Raw genomic sequence first — 14,134 nt, 5'->3', positions numbered from 1 at the left:
AACGTAGACCAGAGAACACTACCCATGAGTCCAACTGTTCAGAACTTAGTTAATCAGCCTTACAAATATGGCTTCGTAACGGATATTGAGTCTGATACGATTCCGCGTGGGTTGAGTGAAGATGTTGTGCGGCTGATTTCGGCGAAGAAAGAAGAGCCGCCATTCATGCTGGAGTTTCGGCTGAAGGCCTATCGTCAATGGCTTAAGATGACGGAGCCGACTTGGCAGAACGCGAGCTATCCAGCGATCGACTACCAGAACATCGTCTATTACTCTGCGCCGAAGGTGAAAGAGAAGAAGAAGAGCCTGTCAGAGGTCGATCCTGAACTGCTGGATACCTTTGAGAAGCTGGGCATTCCGCTTTCGGAGCAGAAGCGTCTGAGCAACGTTGCAGTGGATGCGATTTTTGACAGCGTTTCGATCGCCACAACGTTTAAAGAGAAGTTGGCCGAAGAAGGCGTCATCTTCTGCTCCTTTGCCGAAGCGGTTCAAGAGCATCCTGAGCTGATTCAGAAATACCTTGGTAGCGTGGTTCCGGTTGGCGACAACTACTTCGCAGCACTCAATTCGGCAGTGTTCAGCGATGGCTCTTTCGTCTACATTCCCAAAGGCACAAAATGCCCGATGGAGCTTTCGACCTATTTCCGCATTAACAATGGCGATTCAGGTCAGTTTGAGCGGACGCTGATTGTGGCCGAAGAAGGCAGCTCGGTCAGCTATCTGGAAGGCTGTACCGCACCGATGTTTGATACCAATCAGCTGCATGCGGCTGTTGTGGAACTGGTGGCGCTCGACAATGCCGATATCAAGTATTCCACCGTGCAGAATTGGTATGCAGGCGATGCCAACGGCAAGGGCGGCATCTATAACTTTGTGACCAAACGCGGCTTGTGCCAGGGCGTGAACTCCAAAATTTCCTGGACGCAAGTGGAAACAGGTTCCGCAATCACCTGGAAGTACCCTAGCTGTGTGTTAGTCGGTGATAACTCCGTGGGCGAATTCTACTCGGTCGCGCTGACGAATCACTACCAGCAAGCCGATACGGGCACCAAAATGGTGCACATCGGCAAGAATACCCGCAGCACGATTATTTCCAAAGGTATTTCGGCAGGGCGTTCCAAGAACAGCTATCGCGGTTTGGTGAAGATTGGTCCTAAAGCAACTGGTGCACGGAATTATTCTCAGTGCGACTCCATGCTGATTGGCGACAATGCTCAAGCCAATACCTTTCCCTACATTCAAGTGCAGAACAACAAAGGCAAAGTAGAGCACGAAGCGTCAACGTCGAAGATTGGCGAAGACCAGTTGTTTTACTTCTCCCAGCGTGGCATTTCCGCCGAGGACGCGATCTCGATGATGATTAGCGGCTTCTGTAAGGATGTGTTTAACCAGTTGCCGATGGAGTTTGCCGTAGAAGCCGATCGCCTCCTCAGCCTCAAGCTTGAAGGCAGTGTCGGATAAATTCAGTTTTAAAGCCCGTAACGCCTTTTAGGCATACAAGAAAGGGCATACCGGAAAAGTAGTTAGTTGTTGGTTGTTAGTTCTGGATGCGTTCTCCTGGTGGTTGATTGCTAGGAAACTAATGACTAATTTTTGTAGAGGATGAGAATGATTAACGAAGGCAGTAACGTGATCCTTTCAGTGCGGAATCTGACCGCTGAAGTGGATGGGATTCAGATTCTCAAAGGGTTGAATCTGGAGGTGAAAGCGGGTGAAATTCACGCCATTATGGGACCCAATGGCTCTGGCAAAAGTACCTTTTCTAAGGTACTGGCGGGACATCCTGATTACACCGTTACGGGTGGTGAGATTACCTTTCAGGGCAAAAATCTGCTGGAGCTAGAGGCAGAAGAGCGGGCACGATCGGGTATTTTCCTCGCCTTCCAATATCCCATCGAAATTCCTGGCGTGAGCAATCTCGACTTTTTGCGCGTTGCCTACAATTCCAAACGCAAACATCAAGGTTTAGAGGAACTGGATGCCTTCGACTTTGACGATTTGGTGAACCAAAAACTAGATATCGTCAAAATGGATCCTGCGTTTCTCAGCCGCAGCCTGAATGAAGGCTTTTCGGGTGGTGAGAAGAAGCGCAACGAGATTCTACAAATGGCGATGCTAGAGCCGATGCTCGGCATTTTGGACGAAACCGATTCGGGTCTGGATATCGATGCACTCAAGATTGTGTCGAATGGCGTGAATCAACTGGCGCATGCGGAGAACGCGATCGTCCTGATTACCCACTATCAGCGCTTGCTCGACTACATCACTCCCGACTACGTGCATGTGATGGAAGGTGGCCGCATCCTCACCACCGGCGGCAAGGAACTGGCGCTGGAGCTAGAAGCCCGTGGCTACGACTGGGTGCGCGAAGAGGAAGCAGCGGAGGTCGGTGCACGATGACAACCCAATCGACCGTGTCCGACGTTTTGACAGCGAATGGTAAGACAACGATTAATCGCGCTGCCTACCTGACGAACCTTCTTAACTTACGTCCCAGCCTGACGCAAGGGTGGTTAAAAGAGATTCGCGATCGCGCCACTGCGAGAGTCCAGGAACTTGCGATTCCGTCTACTCGTGACGAGGAATGGCGCTTTACAGACTTATCCGACCTGTTGCAAATTAGCTTTCAGGCAAGCAGTGAGCAAGCTCCCACGTTGAGCTTCGACGAGATTCAGCCGTTCATCCTGCCAGAGGCGGTCAGTAGTCGCCTGGTTTTTGTGGATGGACATTATGATCCCGCTCTGTCTGCTGTGGATGACCTGCCTAATGGGGTGATTGTCACGAGTCTCGCTGCTGGCGTAGAACTCCTTAGTGATCTGCCAAACTACCTGGCGCAGCAGCAGGGTTCGGAGGAAACGTTTATAGCACTCAACACCGCTAGCTTGACGGATGGTGCGCTCGTTTGGGTCGAAAAAAATCAAGTGATCGCCACACCCATCCAGATTTTGTACGTCTCAACGGCAACGCAGCCGACGATCGTTCATCCTCGTGCGCTGATTGTTGCTGCATCAGGTAGCCAACTGACGCTGATTGAAGAGTACGTCACGCTTTACGAAGGTACGTATTTTACCAACTCCGTTACGGAGATCTGGCTTGATACGAATGCGGCAGTGAACCATACGCGCATTCAGCGGGATAGCGATGCCGCCTTTCATATTGGTATGACTGCTGTTTCGCAAGCGCCGAATTCTCGCTATACCTGCAATGCTGTAAGCCTTGGCGGGAAGCTATCGCGTCACAATTTAGAGGTTCATCACACTGGCGAACAGACCGAAACAACCCTGAATGGATTGACAATCATCAGTGGTGAACAGGTGGCGGATACGCACAGCACGATTGCCTACACCCATCCCCACGGCAGCAGCAATCAGATTCATAAATGCATTGTGGACGATCGGGCTCATGCGGTCTTTAACGGCAAAGTCTTTGTGCCCAAAGCCGCTCAACTCACTGATGCCAAGCAACTCAGCAGTAATCTGTTGCTGTCGCCCAAAGCACGGGTCGATACGAAACCTCAGCTAGAAATTACCGCCGACAACGTGAAGTGTACTCACGGTGCGACCGTCAGCCAGCTCGACAGCGATGAAGTTTTTTACCTGCAAAGTCGTGGCATCGATGAAGATAGTTCCCGCAAATTGTTGACCTACGCGTTTGCGTATGAGGTTATTCGCGAGATCCCAGTCGTGTCGTTAAAAGCGAAATTGGCGGCGATCGTTCGTATCCAGCAAGCCTGAAGCCTTTTATCTGTAGGGACGTTACCTGTAACGTCCCTACAGATGGTTAGCATTCATCCTTTAGCCCTCATCCTTCATCCTTTCCGCGTTATGACCCTCATCCAAACAAAGCCCCTCGCCGCTAAAGTCCGCGCTGATTTCCCCATCCTTCACCAGCAGATTCACGACAAGCCACTGGTGTATTTGGACAATGCGGCGACCTCGCAAAAGCCGATCGCGGTTCTGGATGCGCTCCGCTATTACTATGAGCACGACAACGCCAACGTGCATCGCGGCGTACATACGCTGAGTTCACGGGCAACGGATGCCTATGAAGGGGCGCGGGACAAGGTCGCAGCGTTTGTGAACGCGGCATCACGGCAAGAAATTGTCTACACCCGCAATGCCACTGAAGCCATTAATCTGGTTGCCTATGCGTGGGGGAACGCCAATGTGAAGCAGGGCGACGAGATTATTCTCTCGGTGATGGAACACCACAGCAATTTGATCCCCTGGCAAATGCTGGCGCAACGAACGGGCGCTGTCCTTAAGTTTGTCGAGCTAACGGAAACGGAAGAGTTTGACCTGGAGCATTTTAAGTCTTTGCTGTCGGACAGGACGAAGCTGGTTTCAGTGGTGCACGTCTCTAACACCCTGGGCTGCATTAATCCTGCCAAAGAAATTTGCACGATCGCCCACCAATACGGTGCGAAAGTTCTCATTGATGCCTGCCAGAGTGTGCCACACATGGCGATCGATGTGCAGGCTATGGACTGCGATTGGCTCGTCGCCTCTGGTCATAAGATGTGCGCGCCTACCGGCATTGGCTTTCTCTACGGCAAGCTGTCGCTATTGCGTTCTATGCCTCCCTTTTTGGGTGGCGGCGAGATGATCGCGGATGTGTTTCTCGACCATGCTACCTATGCGGATTTGCCCCACAAGTTTGAGGCGGGTACGCCTGCGATTGCAGAGGCGATCGCGCTGGGTGCAGCGGTAGACTATTTGAGTGCGATCGGTATGGATGCCATCCACGCGTACGAAGAAGAGCTGACCGGCTATCTGTTTCAGCAGCTTCAACAAATTCCTGAATTAAGACTGTACGGCCCCAAACCGAATGTGGATGGTAGTGGCCGGGCAGCCTTAGCTGCATTCACTGCTGGTGATGTGCATCCCCACGACCTGTCCACCATTCTGGATCAGGCAGGGGTAGCGATTCGTGCCGGGCATCACTGCACTCAACCCCTGCATCGCCATGTGGGTGCTCAATCCACTGCACGGGCAAGCCTTTACTTTTACAACACCTCCGAAGAGATTGACGTGTTTATTGGGGCGTTAAAAGAGGCCATTGAATTCTTCGGCACAATCTTTAGCTGATGTTCATCAAAGCTTCATCGCTCTTTGGTGGTTTGTACGGATTGCAGCTTGCTAGAACGTATTGTGTTGTGTGAGACTTGACCTGTATTCGCTTTTGCCCCCGAGCAAATACGGCTTTTCACATCCAGTGCAAACACATTTTCTGGAGCTGCTTAGTGAAAACCGTAACTCGTGAGGACTCTGCTACCAGAGCAACGCGACGAGCCACATTCTTCACCCGCAAGTATGCTTTCTCGTTCGTGGTAGCCTGCTTTTTAACTGCGGCAGCAACAAACCACGGCAATAGCAAAGTGTTTCAGTGCAACCGCTTAGTCGCGATCGTCAACGAAGCCGCTGACGCACAACCAGATGCGCTGGGGCAAACGATCACCGAAGATAATCGGCGTCTGCTGAAGACAGCCATTCAGCTCGATGGCTATGCTGATCAGCTGGAACTGATGGAATTTTCTAACCAGCAAATTGAAGGGTTTCAATGGCAGTTTATTAAGCTGTATCGCGATACCAGTAAAGCCAGTGGTGCAGTGGTGACTGCTCCTGCCAGCAACTTTAAGGTGGTCAGTCAAGTCAATCGCACTTTGATTGAAACCCAGGCGCGTGAAGGTTCGCTAGTGCAAGCGGTGAACCGTTACTGTCAAGCTGAGTAATGCCCTTCACGATCGCCCCAGAGATGGATTAAGTTGTTCCCTCGTGCTGACATAATTGGTGAATCTGCACGCCTAACGTGTAGATAGTTAGGCTGTGGAGCATGGAAACATATGATTAAGTCCTGGATGGTGATTGGAGGAGTGGCTTTCTTGATCGCGTTTGCCAGTAGTATTCTGCGCCCCAAAGATGTCAAGTGGTTTTCACGGCTGCAACGACCACTTTGGTTGACTTTTGAAGCGCTGATTCCCGTCATCTGGACGTTTATTCTAATTTGTGGCGCCTGGTCAGCCTACATCGTGTGGGAACGTGACCCTGGCACGAGCAACACCTGGTTTCTCATGGGTGCTTATGCCGTGCTAGAAGTGGCGATCGTGCTCTATTCTCCTGTCACCCTCTGGCTGCGGAGCTTAAAGGCTGGCACGATCGTGGGTGGTGTTGGCGTTGTGATTGGGCTAGTGTTGACTCTCGTCGTGTGGCAAAGCTCAGGATGGGCAGCGTTACTATTGGTGCCGTATCTGCTTTGGAGCCCGATCGGCACGTACACGACATGGGAAATGGGCAAACTGAATCCTGAGTCTGCATAAGACGAAACGTTCGACTCTGGGTTCGGTGTACCTGGTTTAAGGTCGATTCCCGTGAGAATTTTTCGTATAAAAGACTGCAAGTCACATCTGAGCGTTAGGATCTTAGATGACTTTTCTAAACTAACGACCGCACGCCGGACTAAGGAGACATTATGACCCGCGCCATCATGGAAACCGATAAGGGAACTATTAATCTCGATTTATTCGACGCCGACGCGCCGAATACGATCAAAAACTTTGTCGATCTTTCTGAGAAAGGCTTTTACGACGGCTTAGCGTTCCATCGTGTCATTCCCGATTTTATGGTGCAGGGAGGATGCCCTCTAGGAACGGGTACAGGTGGGCCGGGCTACAAGATTAAGGACGAACTGAACCATAATAAACACCTCGCAGGTACCTTATCAATGGCTCACGCTGGTCCCAACACAGGTGGTAGCCAATTCTTTATTTGCCATTCGCCCCAGCCTCACCTGGATGGTGTTCATACCACCTTTGGTCAAACTCAGGATATGGCTGTGGTAAATGCACTCCGCAAGGGTGACAAAATTCTTTCAGTGAAGATCGAAAAGTAGCGATCGCGCTTCAATCTAATGAGCAGTGCAGCCATGCTCTCGTTGTTAAACAACAGCTGGAGCATGGCGGCACTTTACGTTGAAGCTACAACGAGAACCTGCCAAGGGGAGCAAAAATCCTTTCGATGCACGTCATCAGCTATAAACGCTTCCGCGAATTTGGTCAAACTCATTCTGCTTGTCGGAGTAGTTTGGATGATTGGTTTAAGATTGCGATCGGGGCAAATTGGTCTCATTTAATTGAGGTTCAAGCAGCTTTTCCGTTGGCTGAAGCTGTTGATAATTTTACAGTCTTCAACCTGCAAGGCAATCGGAATCGTTTAATTGTGAGCATTGATTATAAAGGGCGATTGATTAATATCAAGTGCATTCTGACCCATGCGGATTATGACAGGGGGTAGTGGAAGCATGACCTTTATGTTTAATCCCAAGAAATATGGTGAGCTTTTGTCTCAATATCAGCCAAAACTGATTCGAACTGAAGCCGAAAATGACGAAGCATTAGCGATCGTGGAAACGTTAATGCATCGTCCAAATCGCAGCCTGGAAGAGAATGAGCTATTCGCGTTGCTCATCACGCTGATTGAAAAGTTTGAGCAAGAGCATTATTTGCCCGGTACAGCGTCAACGCCGCGTTCACGATTGCTGTTTTTAATGGAGCAACGTCAGCTTCAACCAGCAGATTTAAGCGAGTTACTTGGCTCTGAAGACGCGATCGCAGCCGTCATGAGTGGCGATCGTGAAATAAGTACCTTTCAAGCAAAGGCTCTAGGCGCGTTTTTTCACGTTGATCCTGGGTTGTTTATTTGAGCACGATCGCCCCTCCCTTCCCTGCTCCATCGCTCTAGCGCTTGATCTGCGCTCGCACATTGTCGCGTGCCTCGATCGTCCCTTTCAAACTGGGGTCAAGGGCGATCGCTGAAATTGAATCAGAGATAGGAAATTATCTGTTTAACACCTCACAGGCTGGCAACTTCAACTTCTTTGATATGGAGTAATAACCGTTGGCAGCATGGGAAAGTGCTTCCGATTCATCGTGACGAAGGTTGCTTGTGCAAGTTCTGCGGTTGCTGCAATCAAGGCATCTGCCAAGCCTGTGCCATGACTTTTGCCATAATCACGACGGTAAAGCCCGCCTTTCAGCGCGATTTCTTTTGTGGTAGGAATGATTTCAAAAGCAGAGACAAACGCGTCTAATTTGGCTCGTTCTTCTCCATCGCGGACTCCAGCATAGAGCTCAGCAACGGTAATGGCAGCGATCTGGAGATGAGCCGATTGATTTTCAAGGTAAGTGATCGCGTTCGCATTGCCACGCAGATAGTCAATCAAAACATCGGTATCAAGCAGTAAGCGTTCAGGCACGATGATTATTCTGGCGCATTGTCGCGATCGAACTCGTTGCGGTAGGCAGTCAGGTCTGACAACGCTCGATCGTGCCACATGCCGCGTGCCTTCTGGAGGAGCGTTTGACGGTTTGAGATCGCAAATTGACTGATGAATTGCGCGATCGCCTGACTCAGAATTTCGTGCTCGGTTTTGCCCGTTTGCTGCGCGATGGTCCGAATAGCACTGACTTGCTGATCGCTCAGTTCAATTTCGCTGGTTTGCATAGGACGTCTCTAGCTCTATCTGAATGGTATCGCACAGACCAGAGCAGGCGATCGCCCCTCCCTTCTCCACTCCATCGCTCTACCGCTTGATGTGTTTTAGCACCTCATCGCGTGACTCGATCGCCCATTTCAAGCTGGGGCCAAGGGCGATTGTTGCGTCTTCTGAGTGGGGCTGGAGCTAAAGTCGAGCTTGCCACGATCGCGGGTTACGTTTGCTGTGGAAGCAAGCGACCACGGAAATGATGTCCTGGTCAAAGACGTAGAGGATGCCATAGGGGAAACGTCTGACTAAGGCTCGTCGGGCTTGTTGGTAGATGATGGGATAGGCGAGTGGGTTACGTCCAATGCCAGACAAGCAGGTATCAACGGCTCGGACGAATTCAGACCCTAAGCCTAACGTCTGTGCTTCATACCACTCAAATGCGTCTTGAATCTCCAACTCCGCTTCTGGACGGATTATGAGTCCATGACTCATTGAGCGAAACCTAAGCGTTGCTTAACGTCTTCCCACGTTGAGCCAGCGGTTGGATCTTGCTGATAGAGTTCTAGTCGTCGATCGAGTTCTCGCTTCTGTGCGTCGGTTAAAGGGAGTTCGTCTTGCTGCTCCAGGATGCTGTCCCAAAGATCTTCGGCTAGCTGAATGCGTTCAGCAATGCTGAGTTGAGAGATTTCGACTTTGAGGAGAGGATGGGTGCTCATGGCAAAGGAATGAGTCGGTCTATTTGCCTTAATTCTAAGGTGAATTTTAGCGATCGCCCCTCCCCTCTCCGCTCCATCGCTCTAGTGCTTCATCTGCTTCAGCACCTCGTCGCGTGCCTCGATCGCCCATTTCAAACTGGGGTCAAGGGCGATCGCAGCATTCGCTTCCTGGATTCTGTCATTTGCATCTGTGACGAGATAGCCATCCGGTGCAAACGCAAAGAGTTCCTGATAGCGCTGACGTTCCGCCTCTACGGCTTGACGAGTGCTGACCAGCGCTTCATTTTGTTCGGGCAGGGACTCTTCAGATGCCTGCAACTCTTCTAAGACCGCTTGAAGCTCCTGTAAGGCTTGTGAGAGAATGGCTTGCTGCGCGGGTAGCTTTCTTGCCCGCTGTTGCAGTACCCGTGCCCGTTGGTACACCGCTGTTAACTGTGGGGACTGTGCCATCTCTGTCAACCCTGACTGCTTGCCGTGGGGCTGTACTTGTATGGCATCTTACTCAACCTGAATCTATGGTGTACCTATCCATCTACTGACCTTGACCTGGTGCTCGTCCCACTCGCCCCACCAGGTTCGCCACCATCAAGATTAGTTGTGTTGGGTCAATGGGTTTAGCCATGTGCCTTTGGAAGCCAGCGTCGATCGCTCTTTGCTGCTCGCGATCGCTGACATAGGCAGTAATGGCTGCTGCCGGAATCTGCCCTCCAGCGCTCGCATCTAGCGCTCTGACCTGACGCATCAGCGCAAACCCATCTTCGTTGGGCATCCCAATATCTGCCAGGAGCACGTCATAGCTACCGGGAGCTGCTGTCAGGGCTGCGATCGCCTCTCGCACCGAGGTCACAACCGCGACGGTTGCCCCCGCATCTGTCAACATATATTGCATCAGCTCAAGGCTATCCACATCATCATCCACCACCAGAAGGCGTAACCCTGTGAGCGCCAGCCTCGCCTGACTCACAGCCTCCAGAGGTTCTGCCGCCGTGGGTACGACACTCGCTGGTGTCGCTGGCGGCGCTTGCAAGGGCAACCGTACAGTCATCGTAGAACCTTGCCCTTCGCCGGGGCTTTCTGCCTGCACCGTGCCGCCATGCAGTTCCACTAGCTGCCGGACGATCGACAAGCCCAACCCTAGCCCTTGACTGCCTTTGGTGGTGCTGGAATCGCCTTGCCGAAAGCGATCGAACACGTAGGGCAGTAGCTCTGCGCTCATGCCTTGCCCGGTATCGCTGACGGTGATTTGGGCGTAGGGAGCAGAGGAGGCAGAAAAAGCTTCCCCTGCTGCCCCAGCGCCCCCATCTCCTACCTGCTCCAGTCTCACCTCAACTCGCCCTCCGGCTGGCGTGAACTTAATAGCGTTAGACAAGAGATTCCACAGCACTTGCTGCAAGCGATCGGCATCGCCCACAACGGTTGTAGAGGTGAGCTGCGACACGAGTTGAATGGCTTTTGCTTCGGCGGCGAGTTGCACCGACTCGATCGCCGGAGCCACCACTGAAACGAGATCAAGCAAATGCGCGTTGAGGTGCAGCTTGCCGCTGGTAATGCGGGAAAGATCGAGCATGTCCTCAATCAGTTGCGCTTGTGCCCTCGCACTCCGCTCAATGACTTCTAGCGCACGACTGACGGCTGTTTCATCTAACTGTCTGCGGCGGAGCATTTGCGCCCAGCCCAGCATCGTATTGAGCGGGTTGCGGAGTTCGTGCGAGAGGTTCGAGAGAAATTCGTCTTTGGCGCGGTTGGCAGTCTCCGCTGACTGGCGGGCAGACTGCTCCTGAGTCAAAAGCTGCGATCGCTCGGTTTCAAACTGCTTGCGCGCGGTGATATCTTCGATCGACAGCAACAACCGTGGCGATTCCCCGGCTTCCAGCAGCTTCAACGCATTCAGCAGCATGGTTTTCTGCCCAATCTGCTCAAACCGATGCTCGACCTCAAAGTTTTGCAGCACCGCATCATGGCTAAACACATCCTCCAGCCGCGATCGCAGTCCGGGAATGTTCCACTGCCCATTGCCCAAATCAAACAGGATGGCTTGCGTGGTTTCAGGCGGTGCCACCTGAAAGGTTTCGTAGAACGCGCGATTGGCTTTGTTCACCCGCAGATCAGACTCCAGCACCACGAGCGGCACTTGCACCGTTTCGACGATCGCTTCCGCATAGTTGCGAGCCGCTTCGATTGTGGCAGCACTGCGCTTCAGGGCATCAATATCGAGCAGCACCAGCACCACACCATCAATCTGGTTTTCGGTCGTGCGATAGGGGCGAATGCGGAGCATGTACCAATGTCCGTCCTGAGTTTGCACCTCTAATTCCTTCACGCTGAGGGTTTCCAGCACCTCCAACAGCAGCACCTCCAAATTTGGCAGATTGAGATCGGTGCTGATATCGCTCAACGGTCGCCCAGTATCGGTGGGAATGAAGCTGAATAACCGCTGTGCCATCGGCGTGAAACGGCGAATGCGGAGGTCGTTAGTCAACATCAGAATCGGGATGTTGATGCTGGCAAGCAGATTGGTCAGATCGTTGTTGACCTGGTGCAACTCGGCATTGCGGCTGCGGAGTTCTTCGTTCGTGGTGCTTAGTTCTTCGTTGGTTGCCTGAATCTCTTCCTTAGCAGTTTCTAGCTCCTCATTCGTGCTTTGCAGTTCCTCATTGCTCGACAAAATTTCTTCATTGGCAACTTTGAGGTCTTGATTGCTGTCTTCCTGCTTTTGAATAACCGCCTGCAAATACTCCTGCGTTGCCGTTCGTTCCTGCATCGCAGCGGCAAGCTCCTGCCGCAGTCGGGCGATCTCTTGCTCTAAATCAACCTGGGGGCGGGCTGGATCAATGGAATCAAGGCTACTCACGAGTGGCGCGTCTTCAAACATGACTAAAAAGCGGTATCCCTCAGCCGTCGGTCCCTTAAACGGGATCACCTGAAGATTAACAAGGCGCGCTTGATCGCCTTCTTCCAAACGCAGTCCGTCTTTGCGGCAGGGAACGCCTTGCCGCTGCGCCTGATAAACGGCAGCCCGTAACTCGACCAGTAAGCCATCCCGCACCAGGTTGAAGAGATTGAGGTTAGCGACCCCAGACACCAGCTTCAGGTAGCGATCGATGTCTCCCCGCAGTTGCAGCACTTGCATCTGGTCGTCAATGACCACCCCGACGGGCGCGTAGTGGTTGGCAATCAGTTGATCAACCTTTTTCTGGAGGTCAAACCCTTCTGAGGGGTTCGGCAGCGGCAGTTCGCTCACCTTAGCGATTGGGTAGCTGCTAGGGGCAAACGAAAAGGTGGAACGCGTTGTAGTGGGGTTTTTGGTATAAATTCTGTACTTTTTCTCGATGAGTGTAAACAGGTCTGACGCTTGTCCCGTGCCTTCGGACGTGCCGAGCAGCAAAAAGCCAGTGGGGTTGAGGCTGTAATGAAAGATGGGTATGATGCGCTTTTGCAGCGTGTCGCCCAAATAAATCATCACATTGCGGCAGCTAATCAAGTCGAGATTAGAAAACGGCGGATCGCTGCCCAGGTTTTGACGGGCAAACACACAGAGTTCGCGCACCGCCTTACTGATTTGGTAGCCACCGCCCTCCAGGGCATAAAAGAAACGGCGGCGGCGCTCTGCCGACACCTCCACCATTTGATTTTCTTGATAAAAACCCGCTCTGGCTTTGTTGATCGCCTGTTCGCTGATATCGGTCGCAAAAATCTGGAGCGGCAGTGCGGTCGCTTGCTCTGCCAAAAACTCCAGCAGGCAGATGGCGATCGAGTAAACCTCCTCGCCCGTCGAGCAACCCGCCACCCAGATGCGAATGGGAGCCTCTGCCGACTTATGTTCCACGATCGTTGGGAAGACTCGTGTTTTCAACAGGTCAAACGCTTCGGGATCGCGGAAAAAGCTGGTGACGTGGATCAGAATTTCTTCATACAACGCCTTGACTTCCACCGGATGTTCCTGCAAGTAGGTCGCATAGTCGTCCAATTTTTCCAGCTTGTAAAGCAGCATGCGTCGCTGCATCCGCCGCTCGATCGTATTGATCTTGTAGCGGCTAAAGTCAACGCCCATGTTCGATCGCAGCAGTGCAAAAATGTTCGTCAGAGCATTGCCCGCTTGGGGTGCGGCCTCCGTATCGATCAGCGGCACCGGGCAAACCAGCATGGGGCTGCGGCTCAGGTCTGCCAGTGCCTCAGCAATTTTGGCGGGCGGCAGCACAAAATCGACCTTCCCCGTCGCTACGGCAGTGTTAGGCATACTGTCGAATTGTGCTGTCTCTTCACACTGAGCAAAGGTGACACCGCCCGCTGCCTTGATGGCAGTCAGCCCTAGTGAGCCATCGCCATCGCCTCCCGATAACACCACCGCGATCGCTTTGTGCCCGCGATCGGCGGCGAGGGAGGTAAAAAAGGCATCACCCGGCATATATTTGCCCAACACTTTCTCGCGGGGCGACAATTGCAGCATGCCCCCAGACAAAATCATCTTGGTATTGGGCGGAATCACATACACCTGGTTTGGCTCGACCGTTATGCCGTTTTGCACCTCGCGCACCGGTATTTGGGTCGTTCGACTCAGAATCTCGGTCAGCATACTTTCGTGGTCCGGCGCTAAATGCTGAATCAGCACAAACGCCATGCCCGTATCCAGGGGCAGATGGCTCAGTAATTGTGTAAAGGCTTCTAACCCTCCCGCAGAGGCGGCTACACCCACGATCGGAAAAGGGGCTTCAACCCGGTTTGACGGCATGGAGTCGAGTACATCCAACGTTGTTTCAGAGCGAGCTTGCGCAGAGGATGGGTCAGAGGTCATTAAAGCTTGTTACCGCAGTTTTTCGCAGCTAATCACTCTACTTTAGAGGGATTACACGAGGAGTATGCCTTAATTAAACTATTAAAAATTTATGGCAACAAACCCCTTGAGGCTGACAAACCGCTTTCATAGCGAGTCGTTTCTT

At 52.2% G+C, this 14,134-nt stretch carries 16 protein-coding genes; 10 read left to right on the top strand and 6 right to left on the bottom strand.

What is annotated here, in order from left to right:
* Window positions 1-24: 24 nt before the first annotated feature.
* The 9 genes from sufB to C7B82_RS06585 all read left to right on the top strand — a co-directional run bounded on the left by sufB (window position 25) and on the right by C7B82_RS06585 (window position 7,698).
* Entirely contained in the window at window positions 25-1,461 is a 1,437-nt protein-coding gene (gene sufB, locus C7B82_RS06625) for a Fe-S cluster assembly protein SufB (RefSeq protein WP_106255514.1), read from the top strand.
* A gap of 141 nt (window positions 1,462-1,602) precedes the next feature.
* Window positions 1,603-2,400 (top strand): Fe-S cluster assembly ATPase SufC, encoded by a 798-nt coding sequence (gene sufC / locus C7B82_RS06620; protein WP_339375229.1) that lies wholly within the window; start codon window positions 1,603-1,605, stop codon window positions 2,398-2,400.
* Entirely contained in the window at window positions 2,397-3,734 is a 1,338-nt protein-coding gene (sufD, locus tag C7B82_RS06615) for a Fe-S cluster assembly protein SufD (RefSeq protein ID WP_106255512.1), read from the top strand. The genes sufC and sufD overlap by 4 nt, the downstream gene beginning before the upstream one ends.
* A gap of 90 nt (window positions 3,735-3,824) precedes the next feature.
* On the top strand, window positions 3,825-5,087 hold the full coding sequence (locus C7B82_RS06610; protein ID WP_106255511.1) for a SufS family cysteine desulfurase: 1,263 nt from the start codon (window positions 3,825-3,827) through the stop codon (window positions 5,085-5,087).
* A gap of 155 nt (window positions 5,088-5,242) precedes the next feature.
* The gene (locus C7B82_RS06605) at window positions 5,243-5,731 is read left to right on the top strand and encodes a hypothetical protein (protein WP_106255510.1); all 489 of its coding nucleotides are present in this window, start codon (window positions 5,243-5,245) and stop codon (window positions 5,729-5,731) included.
* 111 nt (window positions 5,732-5,842) lie between these two features.
* Window positions 5,843-6,316, top strand: a complete 474-nt coding sequence (locus C7B82_RS06600) for a TspO/MBR family protein (protein ID WP_106255509.1) — start codon at window positions 5,843-5,845, stop codon at window positions 6,314-6,316.
* A 152-nt stretch (window positions 6,317-6,468) separates the two neighbouring features.
* Window positions 6,469-6,888, top strand: coding sequence for a peptidylprolyl isomerase (locus tag C7B82_RS06595; protein WP_106255508.1), 420 nt, complete (start codon window positions 6,469-6,471; stop codon window positions 6,886-6,888).
* Between the two features lie 125 nt (window positions 6,889-7,013).
* Window positions 7,014-7,289 carry a type II toxin-antitoxin system HigB family toxin gene (locus tag C7B82_RS06590; RefSeq protein WP_106255507.1) on the top strand — a complete coding sequence of 92 codons (276 nt, stop codon included), beginning with the start codon at window positions 7,014-7,016 and terminating at the stop codon, window positions 7,287-7,289.
* A 7-nt stretch (window positions 7,290-7,296) separates the two neighbouring features.
* On the top strand, window positions 7,297-7,698 hold the full coding sequence (locus C7B82_RS06585) for a helix-turn-helix domain-containing protein (protein ID WP_106255506.1): 402 nt from the start codon (window positions 7,297-7,299) through the stop codon (window positions 7,696-7,698).
* Window positions 7,699-7,863: 165 nt separating this feature from the next.
* Here the strand turns inward: C7B82_RS06585 and C7B82_RS06580 are convergent, their stop codons facing one another.
* Both C7B82_RS06580 and C7B82_RS06575 read right to left on the bottom strand, forming a co-directional pair.
* Window positions 7,864-8,250 (bottom strand): type II toxin-antitoxin system VapC family toxin, encoded by a 387-nt coding sequence (locus C7B82_RS06580; protein WP_106255505.1) that lies wholly within the window; start codon window positions 8,248-8,250, stop codon window positions 7,864-7,866.
* 5 nt (window positions 8,251-8,255) lie between these two features.
* Window positions 8,256-8,498 (bottom strand): CopG family transcriptional regulator, encoded by a 243-nt coding sequence (locus C7B82_RS06575; protein WP_106255504.1) that lies wholly within the window; start codon window positions 8,496-8,498, stop codon window positions 8,256-8,258.
* Between the two features lie 23 nt (window positions 8,499-8,521).
* Here C7B82_RS06575 and C7B82_RS31985 point away from each other — a divergent pair, with 23 nt between their 5' ends.
* Entirely contained in the window at window positions 8,522-8,680 is a 159-nt protein-coding gene (locus C7B82_RS31985; protein ID WP_181357372.1) for a hypothetical protein, read from the top strand.
* Here the strand turns inward: C7B82_RS31985 and C7B82_RS06570 are convergent.
* The 4 genes from C7B82_RS06570 to C7B82_RS06555 form a co-directional block, all read right to left on the bottom strand.
* Entirely contained in the window at window positions 8,677-8,973 is a 297-nt protein-coding gene (locus C7B82_RS06570) for a type II toxin-antitoxin system RelE/ParE family toxin (RefSeq protein WP_106255503.1), read from the bottom strand. The genes C7B82_RS31985 and C7B82_RS06570 overlap by 4 nt on opposite strands.
* Window positions 8,970-9,197, bottom strand: a complete 228-nt coding sequence (locus C7B82_RS06565; protein WP_106255502.1) for an addiction module protein — start codon at window positions 9,195-9,197, stop codon at window positions 8,970-8,972. Before C7B82_RS06565 ends, C7B82_RS06570 begins: the two co-directional genes overlap by 4 nt.
* A gap of 81 nt (window positions 9,198-9,278) precedes the next feature.
* A complete protein-coding gene (locus C7B82_RS06560) occupies window positions 9,279-9,647 on the bottom strand; it encodes a PAS domain-containing protein (protein WP_106255501.1) in 369 nt (122 codons plus the stop codon).
* Window positions 9,648-9,729: 82 nt separating this feature from the next.
* The gene (locus C7B82_RS06555; protein ID WP_106255500.1) at window positions 9,730-13,989 is read right to left on the bottom strand and encodes a CheR family methyltransferase; all 4,260 of its coding nucleotides are present in this window, start codon (window positions 13,987-13,989) and stop codon (window positions 9,730-9,732) included.
* Between the last annotated feature and the right edge of the window lie 145 nt (window positions 13,990-14,134).

Source organism: Stenomitos frigidus ULC18, from assembly GCF_003003795.1.
In the GTDB taxonomy this organism is placed as follows: domain Bacteria; phylum Cyanobacteriota; class Cyanobacteriia; order Leptolyngbyales; family Leptolyngbyaceae; genus Stenomitos; species Stenomitos frigidus_A.
Note: the sequence above shows the minus strand (reverse complement) of the source record. Positions and strands in the feature narration are given on the sequence as shown.

Bases quoted from the DNA above. Each gene is read 5' to 3' on its own strand.
- sufB (WP_106255514.1), top strand. From the start codon at position 25: ATGAGTCCAACTGTTCAGAACTTAGTTAATCAGCCTTACAAATATGGC.
- sufC (WP_339375229.1), top strand. From the start codon at position 1,603: ATGAGAATGATTAACGAAGGCAGTAACGTGATCCTTTCAGTGCGGAAT.
- sufD (WP_106255512.1), top strand. From the start codon at position 2,397: ATGACAACCCAATCGACCGTGTCCGACGTTTTGACAGCGAATGGTAAG.
- C7B82_RS06610 (WP_106255511.1), top strand. From the start codon at position 3,825: ATGACCCTCATCCAAACAAAGCCCCTCGCCGCTAAAGTCCGCGCTGAT.
- C7B82_RS06600 (WP_106255509.1), top strand. From the start codon at position 5,843: ATGATTAAGTCCTGGATGGTGATTGGAGGAGTGGCTTTCTTGATCGCG.
- C7B82_RS06595 (WP_106255508.1), top strand. From the start codon at position 6,469: ATGACCCGCGCCATCATGGAAACCGATAAGGGAACTATTAATCTCGAT.
- C7B82_RS06590 (WP_106255507.1), top strand. From the start codon at position 7,014: ATGCACGTCATCAGCTATAAACGCTTCCGCGAATTTGGTCAAACTCAT.
- C7B82_RS06585 (WP_106255506.1), top strand. From the start codon at position 7,297: ATGACCTTTATGTTTAATCCCAAGAAATATGGTGAGCTTTTGTCTCAA.
- C7B82_RS06575 (WP_106255504.1), bottom strand. From the start codon at position 8,498: ATGCAAACCAGCGAAATTGAACTGAGCGATCAGCAAGTCAGTGCTATT.
- C7B82_RS31985 (WP_181357372.1), top strand. From the start codon at position 8,522: ATGGTATCGCACAGACCAGAGCAGGCGATCGCCCCTCCCTTCTCCACT.
- C7B82_RS06570 (WP_106255503.1), bottom strand. From the start codon at position 8,973: ATGAGTCATGGACTCATAATCCGTCCAGAAGCGGAGTTGGAGATTCAA.
- C7B82_RS06565 (WP_106255502.1), bottom strand. From the start codon at position 9,197: ATGAGCACCCATCCTCTCCTCAAAGTCGAAATCTCTCAACTCAGCATT.
- C7B82_RS06560 (WP_106255501.1), bottom strand. From the start codon at position 9,647: ATGGCACAGTCCCCACAGTTAACAGCGGTGTACCAACGGGCACGGGTA.
- C7B82_RS06555 (WP_106255500.1), bottom strand. From the start codon at position 13,989: ATGACCTCTGACCCATCCTCTGCGCAAGCTCGCTCTGAAACAACGTTG.